The sequence below is a fragment of the Microbulbifer sp. Q7 genome (genome assembly GCF_001639145.1).
Lineage (GTDB): Bacteria > Pseudomonadota > Gammaproteobacteria > Pseudomonadales > Cellvibrionaceae > Microbulbifer.
Genome location: NZ_LROY01000001.1, coordinates 142,675 through 166,309 on the forward strand (window position 1 = coordinate 142,675; position 23,635 = coordinate 166,309).

15 protein-coding genes are annotated in these 23,635 nt (G+C 59.1%); 5 read left to right on the forward strand and 10 right to left on the reverse strand.

Translation table 11 applies throughout. The features are described from left to right. Window positions 1-60 precede the first annotated feature (60 nt). From AU182_RS00535 to AU182_RS00545, 3 genes are all read left to right on the forward strand, one after another. On the forward strand, window positions 61-1,242 hold the full coding sequence (locus AU182_RS00535) for an alginate lyase family protein (protein WP_082859115.1): 1,182 nt from the start codon (window positions 61-63) through the stop codon (window positions 1,240-1,242). Window positions 1,243-1,622: 380 nt separating this feature from the next. Continuing rightward, complete coding sequence (uxaC, locus tag AU182_RS00540) at window positions 1,623-3,038, forward strand: glucuronate isomerase (protein WP_066959348.1); 1,416 nt, start codon at window positions 1,623-1,625, stop codon at window positions 3,036-3,038. Between the two features lie 14 nt (window positions 3,039-3,052). Beyond that, a complete protein-coding gene (locus tag AU182_RS00545) occupies window positions 3,053-4,534 on the forward strand; it encodes a mannitol dehydrogenase family protein (protein WP_066959350.1) in 1,482 nt (493 codons plus the stop codon). Between the two features lie 131 nt (window positions 4,535-4,665). On the opposite strand, the gene AU182_RS00550 is transcribed toward AU182_RS00545, so the two are convergent. The 6 genes from AU182_RS00550 to AU182_RS00575 form a co-directional block, all read right to left on the reverse strand. Next, window positions 4,666-5,457 carry a gluconate 5-dehydrogenase gene (locus AU182_RS00550; protein ID WP_066959351.1) on the reverse strand — a complete coding sequence of 264 codons (792 nt, stop codon included), beginning with the start codon at window positions 5,455-5,457 and terminating at the stop codon, window positions 4,666-4,668. Window positions 5,458-5,490: 33 nt separating this feature from the next. Further along, window positions 5,491-6,333 carry a 5-dehydro-4-deoxy-D-glucuronate isomerase gene (gene kduI / locus AU182_RS00555; protein WP_066959353.1) on the reverse strand — a complete coding sequence of 281 codons (843 nt, stop codon included), beginning with the start codon at window positions 6,331-6,333 and terminating at the stop codon, window positions 5,491-5,493. A gap of 28 nt (window positions 6,334-6,361) precedes the next feature. Further along, window positions 6,362-8,872: a glycoside hydrolase family 88 protein gene (locus AU182_RS00560; RefSeq protein WP_227718066.1), complete on the reverse strand. Its 2,511-nt coding sequence runs from the start codon at window positions 8,870-8,872 to the stop codon at window positions 6,362-6,364. Between the two features lie 164 nt (window positions 8,873-9,036). Next, a complete protein-coding gene (locus tag AU182_RS00565) occupies window positions 9,037-11,682 on the reverse strand; it encodes a TonB-dependent receptor (protein ID WP_066959356.1) in 2,646 nt (881 codons plus the stop codon). Window positions 11,683-11,886: 204 nt separating this feature from the next. After that, the gene (locus AU182_RS00570; RefSeq protein WP_066959357.1) at window positions 11,887-13,359 is read right to left on the reverse strand and encodes a glycoside hydrolase family 28 protein; all 1,473 of its coding nucleotides are present in this window, start codon (window positions 13,357-13,359) and stop codon (window positions 11,887-11,889) included. 312 nt (window positions 13,360-13,671) lie between these two features. Further along, on the reverse strand, window positions 13,672-14,409 hold the full coding sequence (locus AU182_RS00575) for a FadR/GntR family transcriptional regulator (RefSeq protein WP_066959360.1): 738 nt from the start codon (window positions 14,407-14,409) through the stop codon (window positions 13,672-13,674). 390 nt (window positions 14,410-14,799) lie between these two features. Between AU182_RS00575 and AU182_RS00580 the strand changes: the two genes are divergently transcribed. After that, the gene (locus AU182_RS00580; protein ID WP_066959362.1) at window positions 14,800-16,323 is read left to right on the forward strand and encodes a UxaA family hydrolase; all 1,524 of its coding nucleotides are present in this window, start codon (window positions 14,800-14,802) and stop codon (window positions 16,321-16,323) included. Window positions 16,324-16,384: 61 nt separating this feature from the next. Here AU182_RS00580 and AU182_RS00585 read toward each other — a convergent pair whose 3' ends face one another. Together AU182_RS00585 and pepB are read right to left on the reverse strand one after the other, a co-directional pair. Next, window positions 16,385-16,582, reverse strand: a complete 198-nt coding sequence (locus AU182_RS00585; protein ID WP_066959364.1) for an antitermination protein NusB — start codon at window positions 16,580-16,582, stop codon at window positions 16,385-16,387. Window positions 16,583-16,676: 94 nt separating this feature from the next. Next, a complete protein-coding gene (gene pepB, locus AU182_RS00590) occupies window positions 16,677-17,966 on the reverse strand; it encodes an aminopeptidase PepB (protein WP_066959366.1) in 1,290 nt (429 codons plus the stop codon). A gap of 152 nt (window positions 17,967-18,118) precedes the next feature. Between pepB and AU182_RS00595 the strand changes: the two genes are divergently transcribed. Beyond that, window positions 18,119-19,549, forward strand: coding sequence for a tetratricopeptide repeat protein (locus AU182_RS00595; protein WP_066959368.1), 1,431 nt, complete (start codon window positions 18,119-18,121; stop codon window positions 19,547-19,549). A 60-nt stretch (window positions 19,550-19,609) separates the two neighbouring features. Here AU182_RS00595 and AU182_RS00600 read toward each other — a convergent pair whose 3' ends face one another. Then, window positions 19,610-21,016: a rhomboid family intramembrane serine protease gene (locus tag AU182_RS00600; protein ID WP_066959370.1), complete on the reverse strand. Its 1,407-nt coding sequence runs from the start codon at window positions 21,014-21,016 to the stop codon at window positions 19,610-19,612. A 145-nt stretch (window positions 21,017-21,161) separates the two neighbouring features. Next, the gene (locus tag AU182_RS00605; protein WP_082859116.1) at window positions 21,162-23,486 is read right to left on the reverse strand and encodes a mechanosensitive ion channel domain-containing protein; all 2,325 of its coding nucleotides are present in this window, start codon (window positions 23,484-23,486) and stop codon (window positions 21,162-21,164) included. Window positions 23,487-23,635 lie beyond the last annotated feature (149 nt).

A 23,635-nucleotide genomic window follows, 5' to 3' on the forward strand; every position in this document is an offset into this window, starting at 1 on the left:
ATCCGTACGGGTCCCTTTTCACCATGAGACGGCAACTCCCCTGAATATGAGTGGTGTGTTATGCCCAGAATACTGCTGTTACTGCTCACCCTGACGGCCTCGGCGGCCTCCCCAATGACCTGCGCCAGCGAGTCCGGCCTCAAGTTGTTCCTGTTCGATACCGCGCTGCTGAACGAGCTTGCGCAAGAGCCGGAAACCCTCGCAGCGCTGCAGGAAAATGCGCAGCAGGCACTGCGGCACCCACTGTATTCCGTTACCGACAAGACCACGCTGCCAGCCAGTGGCGACCGACACGATTATTACAGCCTCGGTCCTTACTGGTGGCCCAACCCGGATACGGAAGACGGGCTGCCCTATATTCGCCGCGACGGAAAGCGCAACCCGGCAATCAATCAGCTGGCCGGCGACAATCACCGTCTGGTAGCAATGAGCCGCGATGTCTCCGCGCTGGCACTGGCATACCACTTTAGCGGCGATCCGCGCTTTGCCGACAAAGCGCGTGCGCAACTGCACAACTGGTTTCTCCACCCGGATACACGGATGAACCCCAATTTCCAGCACGCACAGGCGATCCCCGGGCGCAGTAGCGGGCGCGGTATCGGCATTATTGAAGCTCGGTTTTTTATTCCACTGATCGATGCTATTCCACTGCTTGGCGCACGCCTGCCCAGCGAGGAAAGGCAACAGATACACCGGTGGTTCCAGCAGTTTAACCACTGGCTACAAACCAGCGACAACGGCTTTGAAGAAGACAACTGGCACAACAACCACGGCACCTGGTTCGATGCACAGGTGGTCGCCTATGCACTGTTCACCGGCGACACAGCCACCGCCGAACGGCGGTTGCGCATTACCCAGATGCGGCGTATCGGCGGGCAGTTCGATCGCCACGGCAACCAACACGCGGAGTTCGAGCGCACCCGCCCCTGGCACTATGCCAATTTCAATCTTGAGGCCTACAACCTGCTGGGCCGCTTTGGCGACCACGCGGGGGTGGATATCTGGAACTATTCGGTGGACGGACACGCACTCAAGCAGGGCTACGCGCTGATCGCCGAGACCACGCTCGACCCGGAGAATTGGCCTTACAGGGAAATGCACGGACTAGACCTTCAGGTCGCCCTAAGCACCCTGTACACCGCGCAACGGGTCTATGCCGACCCCCTGTTCAGCGAGGCCTGGTCAACAGTACAAAAACTGCGCACGTCGGCCCGAGACCCAAGAATTACGCCGGTTAAATAGCATTCACACGACACAGGGCGGGGTTTTAGCCGTTGCGAGTGCAGGCAAAGCAAGAATGCCTTACCAGAATGGTTGACTGGTATAACCAATTTTTGGCACCATGGCAACAATCGCAGCGCACCGCAGAGCCCTGTCGTGTGCTGTGAGGTTTTCTCCATCGCCTGGCGCACCGGGCGCTAGGGGCTGGTTTGGACCTCTAGTGCCTATGCTTCGCGCACATCGCCCGCTCTCTCGTGCTGTCTGGCACGAGATGAGTCGGGCGCTTTCTCATGTCTGGCGCTTCGCGCGCGCTCGTGGCGGTGAGAAGATGAAAAAACAATAAATGGGCCGGCACGCGATCCCGGCCCAGACGGCAAACCCGAAATCTGGAAACACCTCATATGACACGTCCTCTGATCCTGCACCCCGACCGCCTGTTCCCCGCGGATAAAACCAGCCGCGACATTGCCCGCAGCCTGTACCAAAGCGTCAAGGATCTGCCGATCATCAGCCCGCACGGTCACACCGATCCATCCTGGTTCGCCGATAATCAGCCGTTTGGCAATCCTGCGGACCTGCTGATCCGCCCGGACCACTATGTGTTCCGTATGCTCTACTCCCAGGGCATTCCCCTGGAGAGCCTCGGCATCCGCACCCAGGACGGCACCCCGGTGGAACAGGACCCGCGCAAGATCTGGCAGATTTTTGCCGAGAACTATTATCTGTTCCGCGGCACGCCGTCGCGCACCTGGCTGGATACTGTATTTCACGATGTGTTCGAGCTGGATGTACAGCTGAGCGGCGATACCGCGCAGCAGTATTACGAGCGCATCGATAGCTACCTGCGCCAACCGGAATTCCTGCCACGCGCGCTGTTCGAGCGTTTCAACATCGAGGTAATTGCCACCACCGAATCCCCGCTGGACGATCTGCGTCATCACCAGAAGATTCTGGACAGTGGCTGGAAGGGCCGCGTGATCACCGCGTTCCGTCCGGACCCGGTGTTGGATCCGGATTTCGAAGGTTTCGTGGATAACCTGGCACAGCTGGCGGAAATCACCGGTGAGGATACCTCTACCTGGTCTGGTTACCTGGCGGCGCTGCGCAACCGTCGTGTGTTCTTCAAGCAGATGGGCGCGACCTCGACCGACCATGGCCACCCGACAGCAACCACCGCGAATCTATCCGCGTCAGAGGCGGAGGCGCTGTTCCTGAAGGTGAGCCGCGGAAATTGTAGTGCGGCAGACGCGGAACTGTTCCGCGGCCAGATGCTGACCGAGATGGCACGTATGAGTATCGAGGATGGTCTGGTGATGCAGATTCATCCGGGCTCCTTCCGCAATCACAATAGGGTGGTGTTCGAGCGCTTTGGTCGCGACAAGGGTTGCGACATTCCTTCGCAGACCGATTACGTACACGCGCTGCAGCCGCTGCTGGAAGCGGTGGGTAACGAGCCGGAGCTGAGCATTATTCTGTTCACGCTGGATGAAACGAGCTATAGCCGCGAACTGGCACCCCTGGCGGGCCACTACCCGGCACTGAAGCTGGGCCCGAGCTGGTGGTTCCACGACAGCCCGGAAGGCATGCGTCGTTTCCGCGAGCAGGTAACCGAGACTGCCGGTTTCTACAATACCGTTGGCTTCAATGACGATACCCGCGCATTCCTGTCCATCCCCGCCCGTCACGATGTGGCGCGCCGCATGGACTGTGTATGGCTGGCGCAGCTGGTCAGCGACCACCGCCTGCAGGAAGACGAAGCCTTCGAACTGGCTGCCGACCTCGCCTACAACCTGGCGAAGAAAGCCTACAAGCTTTGATAGGTGGAAAAGAAATGAGCCAACAAAGACTCAACAACAATATTCTGGAAAGTCTCCCCGCCGAGGTGATCAAGCCGGCCTACGACCGCAACGAAGTCACCACCGGCATCGTGCACCTGGGCATCGGTGCCTTTCATCGCGCGCACCAGGCCTGGTACACGGAAAACCGTATCGCCGCCGGTGAAAACGACTGGGGCATTGTGGGTGCGAGCCTGCGCTCCGCCGGAGTGCGCGATCAACTGGTGCCGCAGAACGGCCTTTATTCCGTGGTGGAAAAGTCCAATGCTGGCACCAAGGTACAGATCGTCGGTGCAGTGAGCGATGTATTGGTGGGCCCGGAAAGCCCACAGCAGCTGCTGGAACTGCTGGCGCAGGAGAGCGTACGTATTGTTTCGCTGACCATCACCGAGAAAGGCTACTGCCACGATCCGGCAAGCGGCGACCTGAATCCACAGCACCCGGATGTGGTGCACGACCTGCAGAACCCGCAGGCGCCCAAGTCTGCGCTGGGTTATATCGTTGGAGCCCTCGCGCTGCGTAAAGCGCGTGGCCTGCCGGGCTTTACCGTACTGACCTGCGACAACCTGCCATCCAACGGCACGCTGTTAGGGAAAGTACTGGGGCAGTTCGCGGAGAAAGTCGATAGCGAGCTGGCGGCGTGGATTGCGGAAAACACCACAACGCCGTCTACCATGGTGGACCGTATTGTACCGGCCACTACCGATGCGGACCGCGCAGAGCTGGAAGCACTGATCGGCTGTCGCGACGAGGCGGCAGTGATGGCCGAGCCATTTTCCCAGTGGGTGGTGGAAGACAATTTCCTGCGTGGCCGCCCTGAGTGGGACAAGGCCGGCGCGACGTTTGTGGACGATGTGGAAGTCTACGAACTGATCAAACTGCGCCTGCTCAATGGCAGCCATTCGATGCTGGCGTACAGCGGCTATCTCGCAGGCTGCGAGACTGTGGCGGATGTGATGGCGGTACCGGCGTTCAACAAGCTGGCGCTGCACTTTATGCAGTCCGAGGCCACTACGTCCATTGATGTGCCCGCAGACTTCGATATCGCCGCGTATCAGGCAGAACTGATCGAGCGCTTCGAGAACCGCGCCCTGCGCCACCGGACCTGGCAGATCGCCATGGACGGTTCGCAGAAGATTCCCCAGCGCTGGCTGGGCACCCTGCGCTACCAGCTGGAAAACGATGGCCCGATTGATGTTTTGAGTTTTGCACTGGCGAACTGGATCCGTTACGTATCCGCGGTAGACGAACAGGGGAATGCGATCGAAGTTTCCGATCCTCTGGCGGTGGAGCTGAAGGCGTTGTGCGATCAGTACAAGCCGCAAGGCAGCTCGGCACTGGCGGCGGCGTTTCTCGCTTTCACTCCGGTATTCGGCGAAGACCTGCGCAACAGCGCCCGCCTGCAGAGTGCACTGTCGAGCTGGCTGGACAGGCTGGAAGAAGACGGAACACTGGCCTGCGCACAGCGCTATTTTTAGCGCCGTGTCGGTGTTATCCGCAGTCGTGATACAGGGGATGCAAGGACGCACCCCTGACAAGAAAGGATCAGCGCCGCCTAAGCGGCGCCACGAAGTGGAATCCGACGATGGGCCGCTTCGCGTAGGCTGAGTTATTCGTTGCCTGGCTTGCCAATGGTGGCAAGAATACCGCCATCCACGTAAACCACCTGACCGTTCACAAAATCACTGGCTTTGGAAGACAGGAATACCGCAGCACCCTGCAGGTCTTCCGGGTTACCCCAGCGGCCTGCCGGTGTACGGCCGATAATAAAGTCGTTGAACGGGTGGCCGTCCACACGAATTGGCGCGGTCTGGGCGGTAGCAAAATAACCGGGGCCGATACCGTTCACCTGGATGTTGTGGCGCGCCCACTCAGTGGCCATATTCTGGGTCAGCATCTTGAGGCCACCCTTGGAAGCGGCATAGGCAGAGACACTGTCGCGGCCCAGCTCACTCATCATCGAGCAGATGTTAATGATCTTGCCCGCACCGCGCTCGATCATACGACGCACTACCGGGCGGCTCATCACCATCACGCCAGTCAGGTTGGTTTCCAGTACCTTGTTCCACTCGGACAGTTCCATATCCAGCAGGGGTACGCGGCGGATAATACCGGCGTTGTTCACCAGCACATCGATCGGCCCCTGCTCCTGTTCGATCACGGGCACCATTTCGTTGACCTGATCTTCGTCGGTGACGTTGAACAGGTAACCTTGGGCGTCGTAGCCTTTTTCCCGCAGCTCGGAAACCGCGTTGTCGAGCTTCTCCTGGGAAGAGTGGCCAGTGATCACCAGTTTGGCACCGGCATTACCGAGCCCTTCTGCCATCGCCATACCGAGGCCGTGGGTAGCCCCGGTGACCACTGCGAGCTTTCCGGTTAAGTCAAACAGTGACTTGGACATTCTTGTACTCCCGTATTTTCGCGATCGTCAGGATTAGCGCAGCTCGGTGGGCTGCACTTTATCCATGTCATCGTAATCGTGGTTCTCGCCAGCCATGCCCCAGATAAAGGTGTAATTGCTGGTGCCGACACCGGAATGCAGTGACCAGGTTGGGGATATGACTGCTTGCTCGTTGTGTATCCAGATGGTCCGGGTTTTCTGGGGCGGGCCCATGAAGTGGCAAACCGCCTGGTCTTCCGGCAGGTTGAAGTACATATACACTTCCATACGGCGGCTGTGTGTATGGCACGGCATGGTATTCCAGCAGCTACCCGGGGCCAGTTCGGTCATGCCCATCTGCAACTGACAGGTTTGCAGCACGTCTTTCACCAGCAGCTTGCGCAAGGTGCGCTTGTTGCAGGTTTCCGCTGCACCCAGTTCAATCACCTGCGCATCGCCCTGGCCGATCTTGGTGGTCGGGAACTCGCGGTGTGCCGGCGTAGACAGAATGTAAAATTTGGCGGGAGAGGCTTTCACGTTGCTGCTGAACACGACATCCTGAGTGCCACGGCTGACGTACAGCGCTTCCTTGGTGCCGATCTCATAGACCGCACCATCCACTTCCACTACACCCGGCGCACCAATATTGATAATGCCCAGCTCACGACGCTCGAGGAAGTAATCCGATTTGAGCGCATCGACGGTTTCCAGTTTTACCGGACCTTCTACCGGCATCACGCCACCGACAATCACCCGGTCAACGTGGGTATACGTCAGGTTGACGGTATCTGCGGTAAACAGGTTTGGCACCAGATACTCGTCACGCAAACGATCGGTATCGTATTTTTCATAATCCGCCGGGTGGCTGGCGTGGCGCTCTTCAAATACAGTGGTCATAACTCTATCCTGTAAATTCGGTAACAACTCAAGATTCAGATTTCAATAGCTTGTACATCTCGACGCCCGAAGTGATAAACGGCGCGGTACCTTTTGGATCGTCGTTATAGATCGGTTCGCTCATGTAGTACGCATAGCTGCCGTCGCGGCCAAAGCCGAGGCCGGCCACCTGACACATATCGGTGATACTGATGGTGCCGTCGGCATGCACCTGCACAAACTCATCCAGCAGGCCCTGGTAGGCTTTCTTGGCCGTCGCCAGGTATCTTTCCTTGGGCAGGTAACCCTGGTTCAGCGCCTTGGCATAGAAGTAGGTGAACATGGTGCTCGCAGTAGACTCGCGGTAGTTGGCGCGCTCACCGGGCTTGTCGATAATCTGCCACCAGGTTCCGGTCTCCGCGTCCTGGTACTTCTCGATGACCGGAGCGATGTCGGTAATCATGTCGAGCAAGTACTGGCGCTCCTCGATGTTTTCTGCGGGGATGAAGTCCAGCACATCCACCAGCGCCATCGCCAGCCAGCCCATACCGCGGGCCCAGTGATAACCGGAGAGTCCGCTTTCCTTATCCGCCCATACCTGCTCCCGCTTTTCATCCCAGGCGTGATAGAAGAGGCCGGTTTCCGGATCCTTCAGAATTTCGTTCACCAGCCTGAATTCCGCCAGCACCTCTTCCACGTTGGGCTCTTCGTGCATCAATTGCTCGTAATGAGCGAGAAATGGAATTCCCATGTACACGCCATCCAGCCACACCTGGTGCGGGTAGATTTTTTTGTGCCAGAACGCACCGGCACTGGTACGCGGGTGATGCTCCAACTGCTCGAATAGGGTGTCCACCGCTTTTTTGTAAGCCGGATCCTGATTGCGCTCGTACATGCGCAGCAGCATGGTACCGGCGCGAATGCTGTCGATGTTGTACTTTTCCTGCACGTAACCATTGATCGAGCCATCGTCGTTCACGAAGGAGCCCATCACGGTTTGCACCGCATCGGCATAGCGCGGTTTCGGAGAAACTGCGTTCAACTCGTCATAGGCCTGCATCACCATGCCGGTGGTGTACTCGAAGTAGGAAGGACGCTTGCGGATATGGTCAAAGCCACCAAAGCGGTAATCCAGGGTTTTACGCTCCAGCTCGGAATCCGCCAGCCGCTTGCTCCAATCGAGCGCCACATCGGCGGTCAGCGGCTTGTCGGTTTCTGCAACACTGGCAGACGTGGTCAGGCGCTGGCGCAGGGGCATAGTGAGCTTTTCCGCTTCCTGTTTGAGGTAAGTCTCAAACTCCGCCTTGGTGGTGATGGGGCCGTGCTCGCTTTTTGCTTCATTGGCCCAGGCGGCCACAAAATAGTACTGAACTTCCTTGTCGGCGGGCTTCAGGATAGCAACCTGGTTGTATGCGTCGCTGGTGGTTTCCCTGATCGCTTTTTTCTTGGCAATCACCGCCATACCCAGGTTAGCGCCATCGAGACTCTGCGGACCATAAGTGCCGATATAGGTATAGGCGTGGCCGGTAATGTCCATGTCGCCCACGATCAACTCGGTGCCTTCGTGGTTCACGATACCAGCTACGAGGTTGTCCAACTCTGCGCTGGTTTTTGCATTGACCTCCACCAGACGGCTGCCGGCGTGCATGGACAGCACCGCCGTCAGGTCGGTGTGCTGGTCGGCGGTGGGCTTCCAGCCTTGGTACTGAATTTTGAAGGAAGAATAGAGATCGCCGTCTTCGGCGATGTCCACCTGCCAATCCTGCACATCGCTTACGCGCACGACTTTTTCACCATCCCAGTAGCCATAGCCACCCACGCCCAGCGAACTGCCGACTTTCAGTACATCCATCCCCCAATCGGCGGGCTCGTGGTAGGAATCAAAACCATCCTGACCCACCCCTTGCAATACCGGCTTCTGTACTTTTTTACCGAAAATGTCGAAGCCATTACGCCAGTCGAGGTATACACGGTAGCCCACCAGGTCGGATTCAATGCCCGGGCCTTCATAGCGGATAAAGTAGGAGTGATCGGTGTGTTCTTCCGGCACCGCAAGAGAGCTTACGTTCTGGAAGCTGCCGCCTTTGTATTCACGCTCAACCCATTCACCGCCCACTTTATGGGAGATTTCGGCCTGGGTGCGTTTTGCCATCTCCACTGGTGCATCGGCTTCAGCGATACGCAACTTGAGGGTTTCATCGACAGCCACATCCACAGTGAATAGAATGCCGTCTTTGTTGCCGTCGGCATCTCTATCAATGAGCTGCGTGGGAATCCGTTCAGCCTGGTTCCACACCGCGAGGGGTGCAGCAAAACCTGCACTCAGTCCGAGCTCGTAGTAGCTGAGGTAAACCGCTTCGTCCACACGCGGGAAAGCAGACGGGTTGGCAAGCTCAAGGGTTGCGATAGCGCTGGGCTTTTCCACTGCTGCAGCGAGCGAGTTCGAAGCCTCCCCGGACTGGGCCGTCCTCTCCCCACACGCGACCAGCGTAGCCGCAGTCAGCGCGAATGTGATGACATTAAGGCCCAGCTTGCATTTGGACGAGTAAAACAATTTCACAAACGTCTCCACGAATTCGGGTTTTATTCTTCTTCGTCAGAAATATTTTCTGCCGATATGTTAAAAAAAACGGCCGGGTGCGCATTCGAATCCCTACGCCGGTGTTTCCACCGACAGATCCCTGCACCCGGCCGTTACTTACAGCTCCAAATCATCCTGCGAGATTAGAACTTGTACTGCGCACCTACGTAGTACTGACGACCGTAGGTGTGATCGACCACGATACGGCCAGCACTGTCGATCATCTGACGGTTGGGCTCGTTGGTGAGGTTGATCGCCTCAAGGCTGAGCTTCCAGTTGTCGTTCAGGTTGTAGCCGGCGACGAAGTCCACGTTGGAAGTACCCTCGGTGTATTCGATATCGTTGCCGTTACGTCCCTGGCCCATCGCCTTGGTGTTGTAATCGCTGCGAGCAGCGTAGGAAACACGCGCACTCCAGTCTTCGTTCTCGTAGTACATGGTAGCGTTATACGAGTTCTTCGACTGGTTGTTGAGTGGGCCGTAGTTGGGGTCTTCTGCGGTGCCGAAGTTCATTTCCGAATCCACATAGGTGTAATTCAGGATCAGGCCGTAGTTGTCGAAGAATACCTGCTGATACTGCAGCTCGACGCCTGAGATGTCACCGCCTTCGCCGTTGAAGTTACGGGTAATATCCCAGTTATCGGTTTCATCGTAGGTACCTTCGTCAGCAAGTACCGAGGGCGCAAAGCCTGTTTCAGACCAGGGGCGCTGACTGAAGGTATCCTTCTTGATAAAGGACTCTACGTCTTTGTAGAAGTAGGCTGCGGCGAACACGGCATCGTCATTGAAATACCATTCGTAAGACAGGTCGTAGGCACGGGCACGGAATGGATCCAGTTTCGGGTTGCCGAAGCTGACGGAGCCATTGAACTGATCGATGCTACCGCCGGGTGTCAGGTCTCCCAGTGCCGGGCGTGACATAACGTCCGCGACGGAGAAGCGCACGACCATGTCTTCGTGAACGTCCAGCGCCAAGTTCATGGACGGCAGGGTATCGGTGTATTCGTTGGTAGCCACCACCTGCACACTTTCACCGTTGAGGTCGGTAAAACCGGTGGAAGCCACTTCGGTGGTTACCCGACGCACGCCGAGGTTTCCGCGCAGTGGCAGGCCCGCTACTTCCGTGGCCCAGTCGAGCTGCACATAGTAGCCAGTGTCATCTTCCTGAACGTTGCGGATGTCCCGCGCGCGCGGCGCCATGCTGGCCGCCACTTCCGCTGAATACGTATTCAGTGTGGACTGGACATCCGGCGAGAACCAGGTGATGCCATTGAGGCTGGTAGAGCTGCCCTGCAGGGTGGTTGCTGAAATGCCGCTGAATTTCGGCCCAGCGCGATTTTCAGCCACGTCGAACTCAAAGCTCTTCTGAGACGCGCCGCCCTTCAAGGACAGGTTGTCGGTCAGGTCAAACTCCAGGTTGAACGCAAGGGTATCAAAGGTGTTGTCCACCGTGTTCGGGCGGTGACGCAGCTCAACAAAATCATAGTTTGCCGCGTTGGCGGTATCGAAGTCTGCGAAATCGATGCTGCCGCCGGAAGTCGTGGCGTTATAGCTGAAGCTGTTCTGCACATCGATAGCATCTACGATGGCAGTGGTCTGCATCGGGTTGTCGTAGTTGGACTCGGACGAGCCCCACACAAAGTCACCACGCAGGCGGTCACTGAAATCGTGCGATGCACGAATAGAGAACTGGTCGAACTTGGTTTCCAGTTCGTCGAATCGGTGCTCCACACGCAGATCGTAGTTGTTCACCGTCATCGAGGTGATGGTGCCGTTGCCGTCCATGGTGTAGTCGGTAACGTCAAACTCGGGGAAGTTACCCTTGTCTTTCAAGCTTACGGAAACGAATTCCTCTTCACGGGTGGCATCGAAGCGTGAAGTCAGGTAGTCGACCAGGATTTCGGTGCGGTCGGTGGGACGGAACTGCAAGGTACCGGTAAAGCCCTGGCGATCCTGCTCATGGGTAAACTTGCCGTAGCGAGGAATACGCGGGAAGAAACCTTCGTTCAATGCGGCCAGTTCCGCATCGTCCGCACACGCGGAACAGTTGGCAATTTCTTCACTCGCGGTCCATCGCACGGAGGAGAAACCCTCTTCCTGCACATTGCGCTTGGACTGGGAGTAAGTCGCCAGCCAGCCGATGGTGCCCGCCTCGTTCTTGCCCGCCACCAGGAAAGAGGTACGCGGATCGGCTTCACCAGACTGGCTGTTGTAGCCCATCTGTGCATTGGCTGCGAAGGTGAAGCTATCCTGCATATCCAGCGGACGGCCGGTATTCAGGTCGACTGTAGCACCGAGGGAGCCTTCGTCCAGATCCGCAGAGGAAGTCTTGTGCACGGTCAGGTTGGAGAACAGCTCGGAAGCAAAGGTGTTGAAGTCAAAGGAGCGGCCGCGGTTGGCGCCGCCGGAGGAATCAGCACCACCGGTGGTGGAAACGGCCTCCAGGCCATTGATGCGGACACGGGTAAACTGCGCACCCAGACCACGCACGGAAATGTTACGGCCTTCGCCGGCGTCACGGGTAATCGCTACGCCCGGGATACGCTGCAGGGATTCTGCCAGGTTGAGGTCGGGGAAGTCGGCAATGTCTTCGGCGAGGATGGCGTCTTTGGCACCAACGGCATCGCGTTTCTGATCCAGCGCCTTGGAGAGACTGTCACGGTAACTGCCCGTAACGGTGATCTCTTCCATGGACGCATTGTCGACTTGGCTTTCTTGGGCTTGCGCAAGGGCCGGCACTGCAACAATGGCCATCGCAAGAGTGAGGGGTTTCAGCTCGAAGGTCTTCATGACTCTCGTCTCCGCTTATCGTCATTATTTTGGTAAAACCTTTTTTGGTATTACCGCTTATTATCAAAGCGTATCGATAATCGCACATGGATTACCAACTATCAACTTTTGGCAGACCAATTTTTCAAAAGCGGCCTGCATTTTTTGCCCAGGTGAAGATTTAGACGACAAAACCTTCACTTTCCTCCGCCTCGCGGTCCATTTTCAGCGGGCCAGAGTGCTCTTCGCGAGGACGGATACCCCGGGCTCGAAAACCTCACCGTTGATGGTGACATTGTTTACGGTCAGGCCAGCCACCTCTTCAATTACACCCAGTGAGCCAGCCTGGTCAATCCGGCTGTCGGTGATCTGCAAGCCACGAATGGGGGCCCGCTCGAAGCCGCGAATATGGAACGCACGCCGCGCCTCCTTGCACACCAGGTTTTCCACCTGAATGTTGTACACGTTCGGATCGAAGTCGCCCTTGTCACCCTCTTCATAGAAGAAATTGATCACAATCACGTCCTTCACCTGGCCGATGGTCAGGTTCCGCACATAAATATCGTGGATATCACCGCCGCGCATGGCATTGGTCTTGATCCGCAGGCCGCGCTCCAGGTTTGGGCTGCTCATTACACAGTCCTCGAGAAAGACGTTATGCACCCCACCGGAGATTTCACTGCCGAGCACCAGGCCCCCATGCCCATCCCGCATCTGGCAATTCCGCACCACCACATTCTCGGTGGGTACGTCGAGCCGACGACCATCGGCATTGCGCCCGGACTTGATCGCAATGCAATCGTCGCCGTTGTCGAACAGGCAGTCCTCAATCAGCACGTTTTTGCAGGACTCGGGATCACACCCGTCGGAATTCGGCCCGTGGCTTCGGGTGGTGACACCACGCACGGTCAACCCCTCGCAGAGCACCGGGTGAATCACCCAGAACGGGGAGTTCTCCAGAGTCACGCCCTCGATCAGGACATTCTTGCACGCATAAAACTGCACCAGTGGCGGACGCAGGAAGGCCCCTTCCGCATAGTGGCGCTCGGCAACGGGCACCCCAGCCTCCATCTCCTCCATCAATCTGGCGCGGGCCTGGTGCTGGGTATCGCCGTCGTTGGAACTGTTGGCGCATTTGGTGTTCTTGCCCTTCCACGGCCACCAGGTGTCGCAATCGGCGCCACCATCAATCAGTCCTTTGCCGGTAAGGGCGACGTTTTCGCACTGGTGGGCGTATATCAGCGGTGAGTAGCCCATGATTTCCATGCCCTCCCAGCGGGTTTTTACCGCGGGCAGGTAGCGCTCAGGCTCGGGGATAAAGTGCACTTGCGCGCCTTCAGCGATATGCAGCTCGGTGTTGGAGACCAGATGGATGGGGCCAGTGCGGTACTGGCCCGCGGGGACCACAATGCGACCGCCACCGGCTTTTCGGCAGGCTTCGATCGCCGCGGCAAAGGCCGCAGATGCGTCCTCGCCTTCCCCTTTGGCGCCCATTGTCTTCAGGTTGAATTCGCGCGCGGGGATAGCAGGCAGCTGGATGGCAGAAAGAATCTTGGGCACTTGCGCCCAGGGCCCAGTGTACTGTGCTCTGGGCCGGCGGCTCATCGCCACAGCTCGCGGCAGGACGCCGGGAATAGCAGGCAGTGCGGCGGCAGCCGCCAGGGATTGCAAAAAGACTCGCCGATTGAGTCCAGTCATAAATACCTCCCGGGCATTATTGTTATCGTGGCTTTCTGGAAGCGCTGCTGGCGCCATTCCAGCCGGTTGATCTGGCAAGACCAGTCTGAAAATCAAGACAATACTGTCATACCAATTTTGGCAGAGCAATAACCCGTTGGTCGCACGGGCAGCTACAGGGGTCAGCGTATCCACTGCTCCGTCCGGGAGCACTGCGGCCCCACGCCACTGCGACAAGGCCCCGGTGTTGCGCCCGCGCCTATGTGTCAGAGGCACACGCCAGGCACAAAAAAGCCGGCGCAATGGCCGGCTTCGGAAGGGTCAGCATGCTGCTCAAGGGAGCGCAAATCGCTGGCGAGCGGCGCTCACTTCGCGCCGCGCCTGCTCCAGGGCTTCCGCCTCGGTTGCGTCCAGCAGCTGCTGCACCACGCGCTGCAGGTGGTCGCGCATGGCACTGCGCGCCCCCTCCGGATCGCGCTTCTGGATTGCCTCAAGAATACGGCGGTGCTCCTCGATACGGGGTTTGGACCCGGCCTGACGCACTTTCTCCAGGATACGCGCAGACACGGAGGAATTGTTGCGCAGCTTCCACAGGTGCTCACATACGGAAACCACGGCGTCATTATGGGTACACTGGGCGATGTGCAGGTGGAACTTCTCATCCGCCACCTCCGCGCTGGACTCGGTGGCATTCTCCGCCACCATTTCGTCGAGGATCTCGGCCAGCTTCGCCACTTCCTCGTCGCTCATTTCACGGGCGGCCAGGCCGGCAGCCTCGCCCTCGAACATCATGCGCGCCTGTAGAATTTCGAACGCACCAATGTCGCTCTCGCCGGCGGAAAAGGCGCTGGCCTCGGTGTCGGTGACGTAGACCCCGGAGCCACCCTTGACCTCCACGCAGCCCGCCAGCTCCAGCGCGATAATGGCTTCACGAACCGTCGGCCGGCTCACCTCAAAGCGCTCCGCCAGCTTGCGCTCGGCGGGCAAGCGTGTGCCGGCCGGATAATCACCAGCGGCGATGGCCGCAGCCAGCTTTTCTGCTACCTGTTGATAAAGTCGAGCACCCTGCATCTAGCCACTCTCCTGCATTCGTAACTGCATCAGTTCTTCTGTCTATATAGAAATACGGCCCGGGCAATCGGCCCACCGCCCTATGGTTCACTCTCCGGCAGTGAGGCACTGCCGGCTCGAATCTGTCTGACCTGATCCCGGCCCACTCACGTGACCGACCTTTTCCAAACGGTCAGCAAGCCGTGGGGCGCGCAAACACGCCCACAGGGTGCGTCCGGCGATCGTGCAGTCTAACAGAAGGGGTTAAACCACCACAACACAGCAAATACCATCACAGTCTTACCAAATTGGTCTAACCTTCCGATTGCGGCCTTACCAATATAGTGTTAGATTGCAACCAATCATAACGACAACTGACCGCGTGTCCTTATTTTGCGGAGTCAGGAAAAGATGGATCTCATTCATATACATTCAGACGATAACGTCGCCGTCAGCAAGGTGCCCCTGCCTGCCGGCACGCTGGTGAACTGGGCTGGCAGCATGATGCCGCTCCTCACCGATGTGCCCGCCATGCACAAGGTCTGCGTGCGCCCGATTGCAGCGGGCGAAGCTGTCGTCAAATATGGCCAGGTCATCGGATTCGCAAAACACGACATTGCCCGTGGCTGTCACGTGCACGAATGCAATATGGAAGCGGGCCAGCACCAGGTCGCGCACGATTTCTGCCGGGACTATGTGCCCACCCAGTATGTCGCCGCGGAAGACCGCGCCACCTTTATGGGTTTCCGTCGCCCCAGCGGCAAATCCGGCACCCGCAACTACCTGGCGGTTGTTTCTACCGTCAACTGTTCGGTTACCGTCTCCCGCGCGATTGCCGCGCACTTCCGCAACAGCGGCAAGTTGCGCGACTTCCCCAATGTGGACGGGGTCGTCGCACTCGGCCACGACAGCGGCTGTGGCATGTCCACCTCCGGCGAGGGTTACCAGACCCTGCTGCGCACACTCCACGGTTATATCGCGCACCCCAATTTTGCCGGCGTTTTACTCATCGGCCTCGGCTGCGAAGCCATGCAGGTAAAAAGCTTGATGCGGGAAACCGGGCTGGAAAAGGGCGATGCATTTCAGGTAATGACCATTCAACAGCAGGGCGGCACGCGCGCCGCCATCGAATCCGGTATTGAGACCCTGACCACCATGTTACCGGCGGCCAACGCCTGTGTACGCCAGCCTATTCCGGCATCGGAATTGACCCTGGCAGTGCAGTGCGGCGGCAGCGATGCTTACTCCGGCATTACCGCAAATGCCGGTCTGGGTGCAGCCGCGGATATTCTGGTACGCAATGGCGGCACGGTGATTTACTCAGAGACGCCGGAAATCTACGGCGCCGAGCACCTGCTCACCCGCCGTGCCGCCTCTCCGGAAGTGGCACAGAAGCTCATGGACCGCATTCGCTGGTGGGAGAACTACACCCGGATCAACGGCGTTGCCCTGAACAACAACCCGTCCCCGGGCAACAAAGCCGGCGGCCTGACCACCATTGCTGAGAAATCTCTGGGTGCACAGGCAAAGGGCGGGACCACGGCGCTGCAGGATGTGTACCTGTACGCAGAGCCGGTGCGAAAAAAAGGCCTGGTATTTATGGATAGCCCCGGGTTCGACCCGGTATCCGTCACCGGCCAGGTCGCCAGCGGTGCAAATGTGGTGTGCTTCACCACCGGCCGCGGCTCCGCGTTCGGTGGCAAACCGGTACCGAGTATCAAGCTGGCCAGTAATTCCAATCTTTTCGAGCGTATGCGCGAGGATATGGATATCGACTGCGGCGGCATCCTGGACAAGCGCTACACCGTCGCGGAGTGCGGCGAAAGGATATTCCAACACATTCTGGCGATTGCTTCAGGCGAACAAAGTGCCAGTGAAAAACTCGATTACGGTGATAACGAGTTTATCCCCTGGCACATTGGAGCGGTGGTTTAACCGCCCTTAGATAGCCTGTGCCCGCCACCTCGCCTTCGCAAATAACGTAAGCGCGTCGCAATCAGTCGCCCAGCTTTGCGGGTGCCTTGCTCAACAGTACAAGAACAAGCGTGGCCAACGGGCCGAAAATCAGGCTCAGGACCCACCAGATCAGACCGCTGCGATTTTTGCCTTGGGCAAGGCCGGCGTTGATCAGCGAGAGCGTGCCCCAACCGACCAGCCACTCCCGCGATTGAATCATTACCTGATACTCTTCCATAAATACCTTCCAACTGTTCCAAAAAAATTCTAACGAAAGAATCGTAAATGGAGCACTGCCACTGGGCGTGCCAAGTGGCTAGCGCAACGCCAAATCAATTATCCAACAGGAACCGGGCGATGGTACGGAAGCCGTGCCCCTTGGCCCCCTGTGCCCACTGGTCGTTCGGCGCCGGCAAGTAAGAGCCGGAAAGGTCCATGTGCACCCAGCCGCGCCCTTCATCGCGCACAAACTTGGCCAGAAAGGCCGCCGCCGTGGAAGCGCCCGGTGTGCCGTCCATCCCCACATTGGCAATTTCCGCAAAACCGGAAGGAATCTGCTCGAGATGGAATTTCTCCAGCGGCAGGCGCCAGGCTTTTTCATTTTCCTGCCCGGCCGCACGCAATACCTTCTCGGCCATCTCGTCTTCCAGGCTCAACACCGAATTGTAATCCCGGCCCACCGCCATCTTGGCCGCGCCGGTCAGGGTCGCCGCATCGAGGATGTAACGCGGGTTTTCCTCGCTCGCCGCGATCAGGCCATCCGCCAGCACCAGACGACCTTCCGCATCCGTATTCAGGATTTCTGCGGTCACCCCATTCTTGTAAGTGATCACATCGCCCAGCTTGAAGGCATGACCGGAGATCAGATTTTCCGCGCAGCACAGATACAGCTTCACGCGCTTCTGCAGGCCGCGGGCAATCGCCAGCGCCAAACCGCCGGCCACCATCGCCGCACCACCCATATCGGACTTCATGTGCGCCATGCCGGCAGAGGGCTTGATGCTGTAACCGCCGGAGTCAAAGGTGATGCCCTTGCCCACCAGGCAGATATCCACAGGCGCATCGTCGCTGTCCGTGGGGTTGTAATCCAGTTGCAACATGGCGCCGCCGCGCACACTGCCCCGGCCCACGTTATGGATGCCCATAAAGCCTGCTTCCAGTAATTCATCGCCGGAAATCACCCGGTAACTGACCGCATCCGGCGCCAGCTTCTGCAACATATCGGCCGCGCTTTCCGCCAGTGCGCGGGGAAACACATTTTCCGGGGTGCCATTGGTGATTTCCCGCACCCACAGACTCGCGGCGCGGCGCGCTTCCAGTTCTGTGCGTTCGTCGCCTTCACCAATGCCCCAGTCCAGTCTGCTCTTGCGGTTGGGGTTGTAGTAACCCGCCCAGAAACTCCAGCGGCTCTCCAGGTCCCAGTGGTCCCCGGCCAGCACAACGTCCGCCACTCCCATGCCGTCGAGGCGACGGGCAGCGCGTTGCACGGCCACCAGGGTACCGCCGGTGGCCGCGGTGGCGTGGATGCAGGCCTCGCTGTCGCTGAAACTCAACAACGCGTTTTTACCCCAATGTGCCGCCGCCGCGGTATTGTCCAGCCGTACCTGCATCGCTGTCGTCATCGTTATACCTTCTGTGAATCCAAAAAAGAGAGAGTCTTTAAATAGTGACTTTACTATTGGGGCAGTCTAGCAGCCTGCAAGGGGCAGTTTGCGCCACCGCCGGCAGAGTCGATACACTGGCCGGGAGACATACAGCGACAAGGAAGTACATCATGGGCGATGCCTGCCAATACCACTCAAATGCTGATGCCGCCTGGCAATGCACCGGTTGCAGCACCAACTATTGCGGTACCTGCGTGCCGGGCTCGGCACTCAATTATCACCAGTCCACCCCCAAATGCACCTTGTGCAACAAGCGCCTGGAAAATGTGGGGGCGAGCAACGCGGCCAAACCATTCTGGCAGATGGCCCCATTCTATTTCCGCTACGGGTGCACCGCCGGACCGCTGACTGTTTCCTCGCTCTGCGCTGTGGCTGCACTCGCCATGACCGGTCTCGGGCTGCTGTCGATCTTCGTATTTGTCGCCACCCTCGCGGTGGTGATGCGCTACAACCTGCTGGTGATTGAAAAACTCGCCGGCGGCCAGCTGGAGGCGCCGACGTTTGGCGATGCCCAGGACGGGCGCAGTGCAGCCATTTTCGCCAAGGTGATTGGCATGATCCTGGTCGCCGGCGGGGCCGGTGTCCTGCTGGCCGGGCTGGGAGAGGGCGCGGTGCAGGTGTACTCCATCGCCCTGTCGCTGCTGGCACCGGCGGCGATGATTGTACTGGCGCTGGAACACAGCATGCGCGCGGCGGTGAACCCTCTCAAGCTGTTGCAGTTTACCCTCATCATCGGCTGGCCTTACTGGCTGCTGTGGCTCTCCACCAGCGCGGTATCCGCTGCACCGGCCTACCTGCTGCCGCTGGTCGCAGAAAAACTCCCGGCGTGGATGTTGCTGCCGTTGCTCGCGTTCATCACCAGTTATTTCTCGATCGTCACCAGCGCCATGATGGGTTACATCTGCCTCACCAGGCAGCGCAAACTCGGGGTCATCGCCCAGGTGGAAGATCAGGAGCCGCTGGAAGAGAGGGAGTTTGAGCGTCTGAAAGCCCTTGCGGATACCGTTATCCTGCTGCGCGAGGGGCGGCACGATGAGGCCCGGAAAACGCTGGTGAATGTGTTGCGCCAGCAACCGAATGATATTGCCCTGAATGAGCGCTATATACGGCTGCTGCTCGCCACCGACGATAAAAAAGCGCTGCGCGAACTGGGGCCCCATCTGCTGGAACGGCTGGTTAACCTCAACCATCCGCACAAGGCCGCGGAACTCTACCTGGCGATCGCTGCCAGCCATGGGGTACCGGCGATCGACAAATCGCTATTGCGTCATCAGATAGCCGAGGCGCTGTATCACCAGCGTCACTTCAAACCTGCGCTGGCCCTGATCAACAACCTGCACAAGGAAGACCCCCACTACACCCGCCTGGACAGCGCGTATTTACTGCTGGCAAAAATCTATCTGGATGGTTTTAACCGCACCGACAACTGCCGCAAACTGCTGGCGTTCGTACAGAAGAAATTCCCCAACAGCAGTGTGCTGGGTGAAGTCCGAAAGCTGGATGCGATTCTGGCGGCCGAGCAGAACGCCCAACCCGCATAGCGCCTTGCGCGCAGTCTACTGGTGGGGCGCCATGGCCTGTGCCAGTTCCCGGTGTGGCCGCTAGATCGCCTGCGGCTGCAGGGAACGGGCAAAATCCAGTGCCTTGCGCGCGCGCTCTTCGTCGCCACTGCGGCGATAGTGCTCCACCAGGCCGTTGGCCAGGCGCAACATCAGCGGATGGCGCTGCTGCTTTTTCTGCAGGCGCTGCAGCAGGCGCTCCACCAGCCCCCAGCGCTTCTCCCTGGCCGCACGCTGTGCCAACAGCAGACACATCCGCGCATTCAACGCACGGGGCTCTCTAGCCCGCTGCAGATACGCATCCACCCCATCCGCCACCGGCGCAAAATCCTGCTCCGGTAATCGCGCCAGCGCAAATAGCGCCAGCCAGGCCCGGTGGTGCGCTTCACTCTCTGGCGCCAGCGCACTGAGTTCGATGGACTTGTTGATCAGGGACAGCGATTGTGGATGCTGGCGCACGGCACCGGCAGCGGCCTGACCGGCCTCCAGCAGTTTGCCGTTGTTGTGCAGGGACTCGATCCGCGCAAGCGCCAGCTGTTCAGGAGTGGGAGGCAGGTCTTCCTCCACGTGGAGCTCGCGGCTGGGGCGCCAGCGGATCAGCGCGAAGGTGCCGACAAAGCCGGCCACCAGACCACCGAAATGCGCCCAGTAGGCGATATTGTCGCTGCCAAAGAAATAACCGAACACCTCTTTGCCGAGCCACAGGGGCAATACCAGCAGCGCCGGCGCGGTGAATTCCCCGAACGCGAAGCCGAGGGTGTAGAAAAACCGCAGCCGCCGCACGCCGTACACCGCCACAAACATGCCCATCACCGCCGACACCGCGCCGGAAGCGCCGATCACCGGCACCATGCTGCCCGCTTCCACCCCCATGTGCAGCGCCGCTGCCGCGAGGCCGCCCAGCAAATACAGCCCGATAAACCAGGCGGCGCCCAGCGCCAGCTCCACCGACAGGCCGAACAACAGCAGGAAGATCATGTTCCCCAGCAGGTGTTCCCAACTGCCGTGCAGGAACATATGCCCGAACAGCCCCTGCAGGGTCGGCTCTGCCGGTGTGAGCCCGTAGGCGAAACTGGAAAGACGGTCGCGCAGCTCATTGAATTGCACGCGCTGGGCGAGCCACTGCTGCTCGCCTTCTGCGGCCAGCTGTGGCAATAGCCAGTTGTGGAATTCGTGGCTCCACAGCAGCTGTTCGTAGATGAATTCTTCCCCGGAACCCTGCGCCAGGGATCGCCACTCCGGCTTTTCGGCATCCACAAACTCGTAGAAGCGCTGCTCTTCCAGCACCGGCAGCTCGCTGGAAAAGTAAAATTCTTCGGCCACCTGCCAGCGCGCCTCGTCCTCGCTCTGATAAAGCACATAGACCAGCAGGTTGACCAGAATCAGGGCAAAGCACACCAGCGGCGGTCGGCGCCAGTCGGGCTTGTTCTGGATGGGTATTATCAGCAAGGGCAGACCTGCGGCTCGATTAGCTCTCGGGGGTAATCAGATCGGGGATCCGTTCAGGCCATCCAGAATACAGGGGCTACAGAATATGAACAGCCCCGGGGGCAGGCCATCCGCCGATAAATGTGGCCACAGGCGCCATCAGTCGTCAGTGACTGGATGAACCTCCACCGTCACCGCCACCCTCGCCGTCACCAGCTGTGTCGCCACCCGCGTCACCACCCGCGTCGCTGTCGCCGTCTGCCGGCCAGTCCTCCGCACCCGTGGAGCCGCGACGCTCCTCGGCAACAGGGTGCGAGGGCACCGCCCCCGGCGTATCCTCGAGTGGCGGCGCCGGATCACCCCAGCTGCGTACATGCAGGTCGCGCTGGGGAAAGGGAATCTCGATATTGCGCTGGTTGAACTCCCGCAACAGCTCAATGTTGTACAGCGCGTTCAGGTCGCCGAGGGAGGACACGGCGTTACTGTTTACCCACACCACCAGCTTGAAATCCAGCGAACTGTCGCCGAACCCGGTAAGCCACACTTCGGTCTTGCGCTGCCAGTTGGAGAAAGTGACTGGCACCCGCTCCGCCGCCGCCAGCGCGGCCTCACGCACGATTTCCGGGTCGGTGCCATACGCCACCCCGAACATCACGTGAATCCGGCGCACCGGATCCTCCAGCGTGTGGTTGGTCACCCGGCCGGTCACAAACTCGGAATTGGGCACCAGGATATCCACGTTGTCGCGGGTGGTGATGCGGGTAGAGCGGACATTGATATCCCGGATACGCCCGAATACCCCGGATTCCAGCTCTACCAGGTCCCCCACCCGCAGCGGCTGCTCAAACAGCAGGATGATGCCGGAGATAAAATTGGAAAAAATCGCCTGCATACCGAAGCCGATACCCACCGACAGTGCACCGGCGATGATGGCCAGTTTGGAGGTATCCAGCCCCACCATGGTAAGAATGATGATGAAGGTAATGAGTACGATGCAGTAATTGAGGATGCGCCACAGGGTATAGGCACCCTGTTCGCTGGTGCGGTTTTTGCGCACCATCCGCCGCAAGACCCAGTTGAGTATGCGCGAACATGCCCACGCGGCGAGAATCACCAGCACCATTTTGGCAATGTCTTTCAGGGTGATCGGCTGCTGGCTGATGGCAAACAATTCGTAATTGGCGAGGTTTCGCCAGCTGGTGCGCAGCTGCTCGAACTGCAACACAATTCGGTTGCCCATGGTGCGCCACCACCCCTGCTGACGCTGATAAACAAAGAGCTGTGCCGCCTCGTAACGCTTGATGTCGTCGGTGAGGTCGCGGACCCGGCCGAGACCACTGGCCACCTTCTCGAACTGCCCCCACCACTTGCGCATGGCCTTGGGGTCTTCACCCACCCAGGCAACAATCTGGCGCTGGCGCACGTTCAGCTGTCGCGCCAGGTTCTCGCGAATCGTGGTCGCGTTATTCACCAGGTCCTTACTGATGGTGAGCTTTTCGTCTGCGGCCGCCTCATCCAGCACGCTGTTCATGGCCAGCAGCAGTTCCTGCTTGCGCAGTTGCAGACGATTCTCCAGCGCCTCGACGCTGTAGTTCATCATCTGAATCTGCTGCTCCATGGTTACCGCGGCGTCGGAACTTTCAAAAATCAGGTCACGCGTGTTACTGCGCTCCCGCACCAGCTCTTCCAGGTTGGACTTTTCCTCGGTGCGCGCTGCGGCCAGCTTGTCCGCCACCTCGCTGCTGTATTGCAACCCCTTCAGCATGCGGGTGAGCTCGCCGCCGGCAAACGTCAACTCCTCGTCCCAGGCGGCGAGCTGCTCGTTGAGCATGCTCTGCTCTTCGAGCACCTGCAGATGGCTGACCTGCGCGAGAAAAAGATCCAGGGTGGCTTTCAGGTGCCGCGGGTCCGACTTGCCCCTGTCGCGCAGTGTACCCGCGGTTTCCCGCAACCGGTTCAGCGACAGGTTCACGGCCTCATCCATCTGCGATTTTTCCAGCCGCAGGCCGTCAAAGCGCTGTCTGCCTCGGGTCACCGCCGCGTCAGATTCCGCCCATTGCAAAACCGTCGGATCAGCGGGAAAGGAAGCATCGGGCAATACGCTGACTTTCTTCAGTGCGTCGCGCTTTTCCCAGGTTTTCTGAATCCCCGTCAAGCGCCGACTGATGGCGGCGACCTCCGCGGAGAGTTTCGCCTCCTCCGGCAGCGTGGCGCTCCAGTCTTGCCAGGCCTTTTCCACATCTTCCAGCCACAGCGCGCGCTGCTCGAGGGTGACGTCCGGCCACTGGGTCCACCAGTCTGCGGCTAGGCCGCTGAAATCTGGGACAACCGGCGAGAATTCTTTGGGAGTGGTGGAAGGCAGCTGCGCGATGGTGGAAGCGGGAAACAGCAGGCACAGGCTTAACAGACACAGGCAGGCGAGCGCGGCGCGCGTAGCGCACCTCGTGATACGGAAAAAATGTGGAAACGGCGCGGCGCTGACAACACCCATGCGTGAGGCGATCCCTGTATCCCTGCCCTTGAATTCCTGTCCCTGCCCATCGTCCGTGCGCCACCCGACGGTGCTGCCGAGGGAAACCCGGCGACACCGACTCAAGCGTGGGAACTACATCGGATTAATTGTAGAAGAGATCAACCAGG

Excerpts from the sequence above, each read along its gene's own strand:
- AU182_RS00585 (WP_066959364.1), bottom strand. The coding sequence starts at position 16,582 with ATGGAAGAGTATCAGGTAATGATTCAATCGCGGGAGTGGCTGGTCGGT.
- AU182_RS00580 (WP_066959362.1), top strand. The coding sequence starts at position 14,800 with ATGGATCTCATTCATATACATTCAGACGATAACGTCGCCGTCAGCAAG.
- AU182_RS00570 (WP_066959357.1), bottom strand. The coding sequence starts at position 13,359 with ATGACTGGACTCAATCGGCGAGTCTTTTTGCAATCCCTGGCGGCTGCC.
- AU182_RS00550 (WP_066959351.1), bottom strand. The coding sequence starts at position 5,457 with ATGTCCAAGTCACTGTTTGACTTAACCGGAAAGCTCGCAGTGGTCACC.
- AU182_RS00605 (WP_082859116.1), bottom strand. The coding sequence starts at position 23,486 with ATGGGTGTTGTCAGCGCCGCGCCGTTTCCACATTTTTTCCGTATCACG.
- pepB (WP_066959366.1), bottom strand. The coding sequence starts at position 17,966 with ATGACGACAGCGATGCAGGTACGGCTGGACAATACCGCGGCGGCGGCA.
- AU182_RS00545 (WP_066959350.1), top strand. The coding sequence starts at position 3,053 with ATGAGCCAACAAAGACTCAACAACAATATTCTGGAAAGTCTCCCCGCC.
- AU182_RS00575 (WP_066959360.1), bottom strand. The coding sequence starts at position 14,409 with ATGCAGGGTGCTCGACTTTATCAACAGGTAGCAGAAAAGCTGGCTGCG.
- AU182_RS00535 (WP_082859115.1), top strand. The coding sequence starts at position 61 with ATGCCCAGAATACTGCTGTTACTGCTCACCCTGACGGCCTCGGCGGCC.
- AU182_RS00565 (WP_066959356.1), bottom strand. The coding sequence starts at position 11,682 with ATGAAGACCTTCGAGCTGAAACCCCTCACTCTTGCGATGGCCATTGTT.
- AU182_RS00595 (WP_066959368.1), top strand. The coding sequence starts at position 18,119 with ATGGGCGATGCCTGCCAATACCACTCAAATGCTGATGCCGCCTGGCAA.
- uxaC (WP_066959348.1), top strand. The coding sequence starts at position 1,623 with ATGACACGTCCTCTGATCCTGCACCCCGACCGCCTGTTCCCCGCGGAT.
- kduI (WP_066959353.1), bottom strand. The coding sequence starts at position 6,333 with ATGACCACTGTATTTGAAGAGCGCCACGCCAGCCACCCGGCGGATTAT.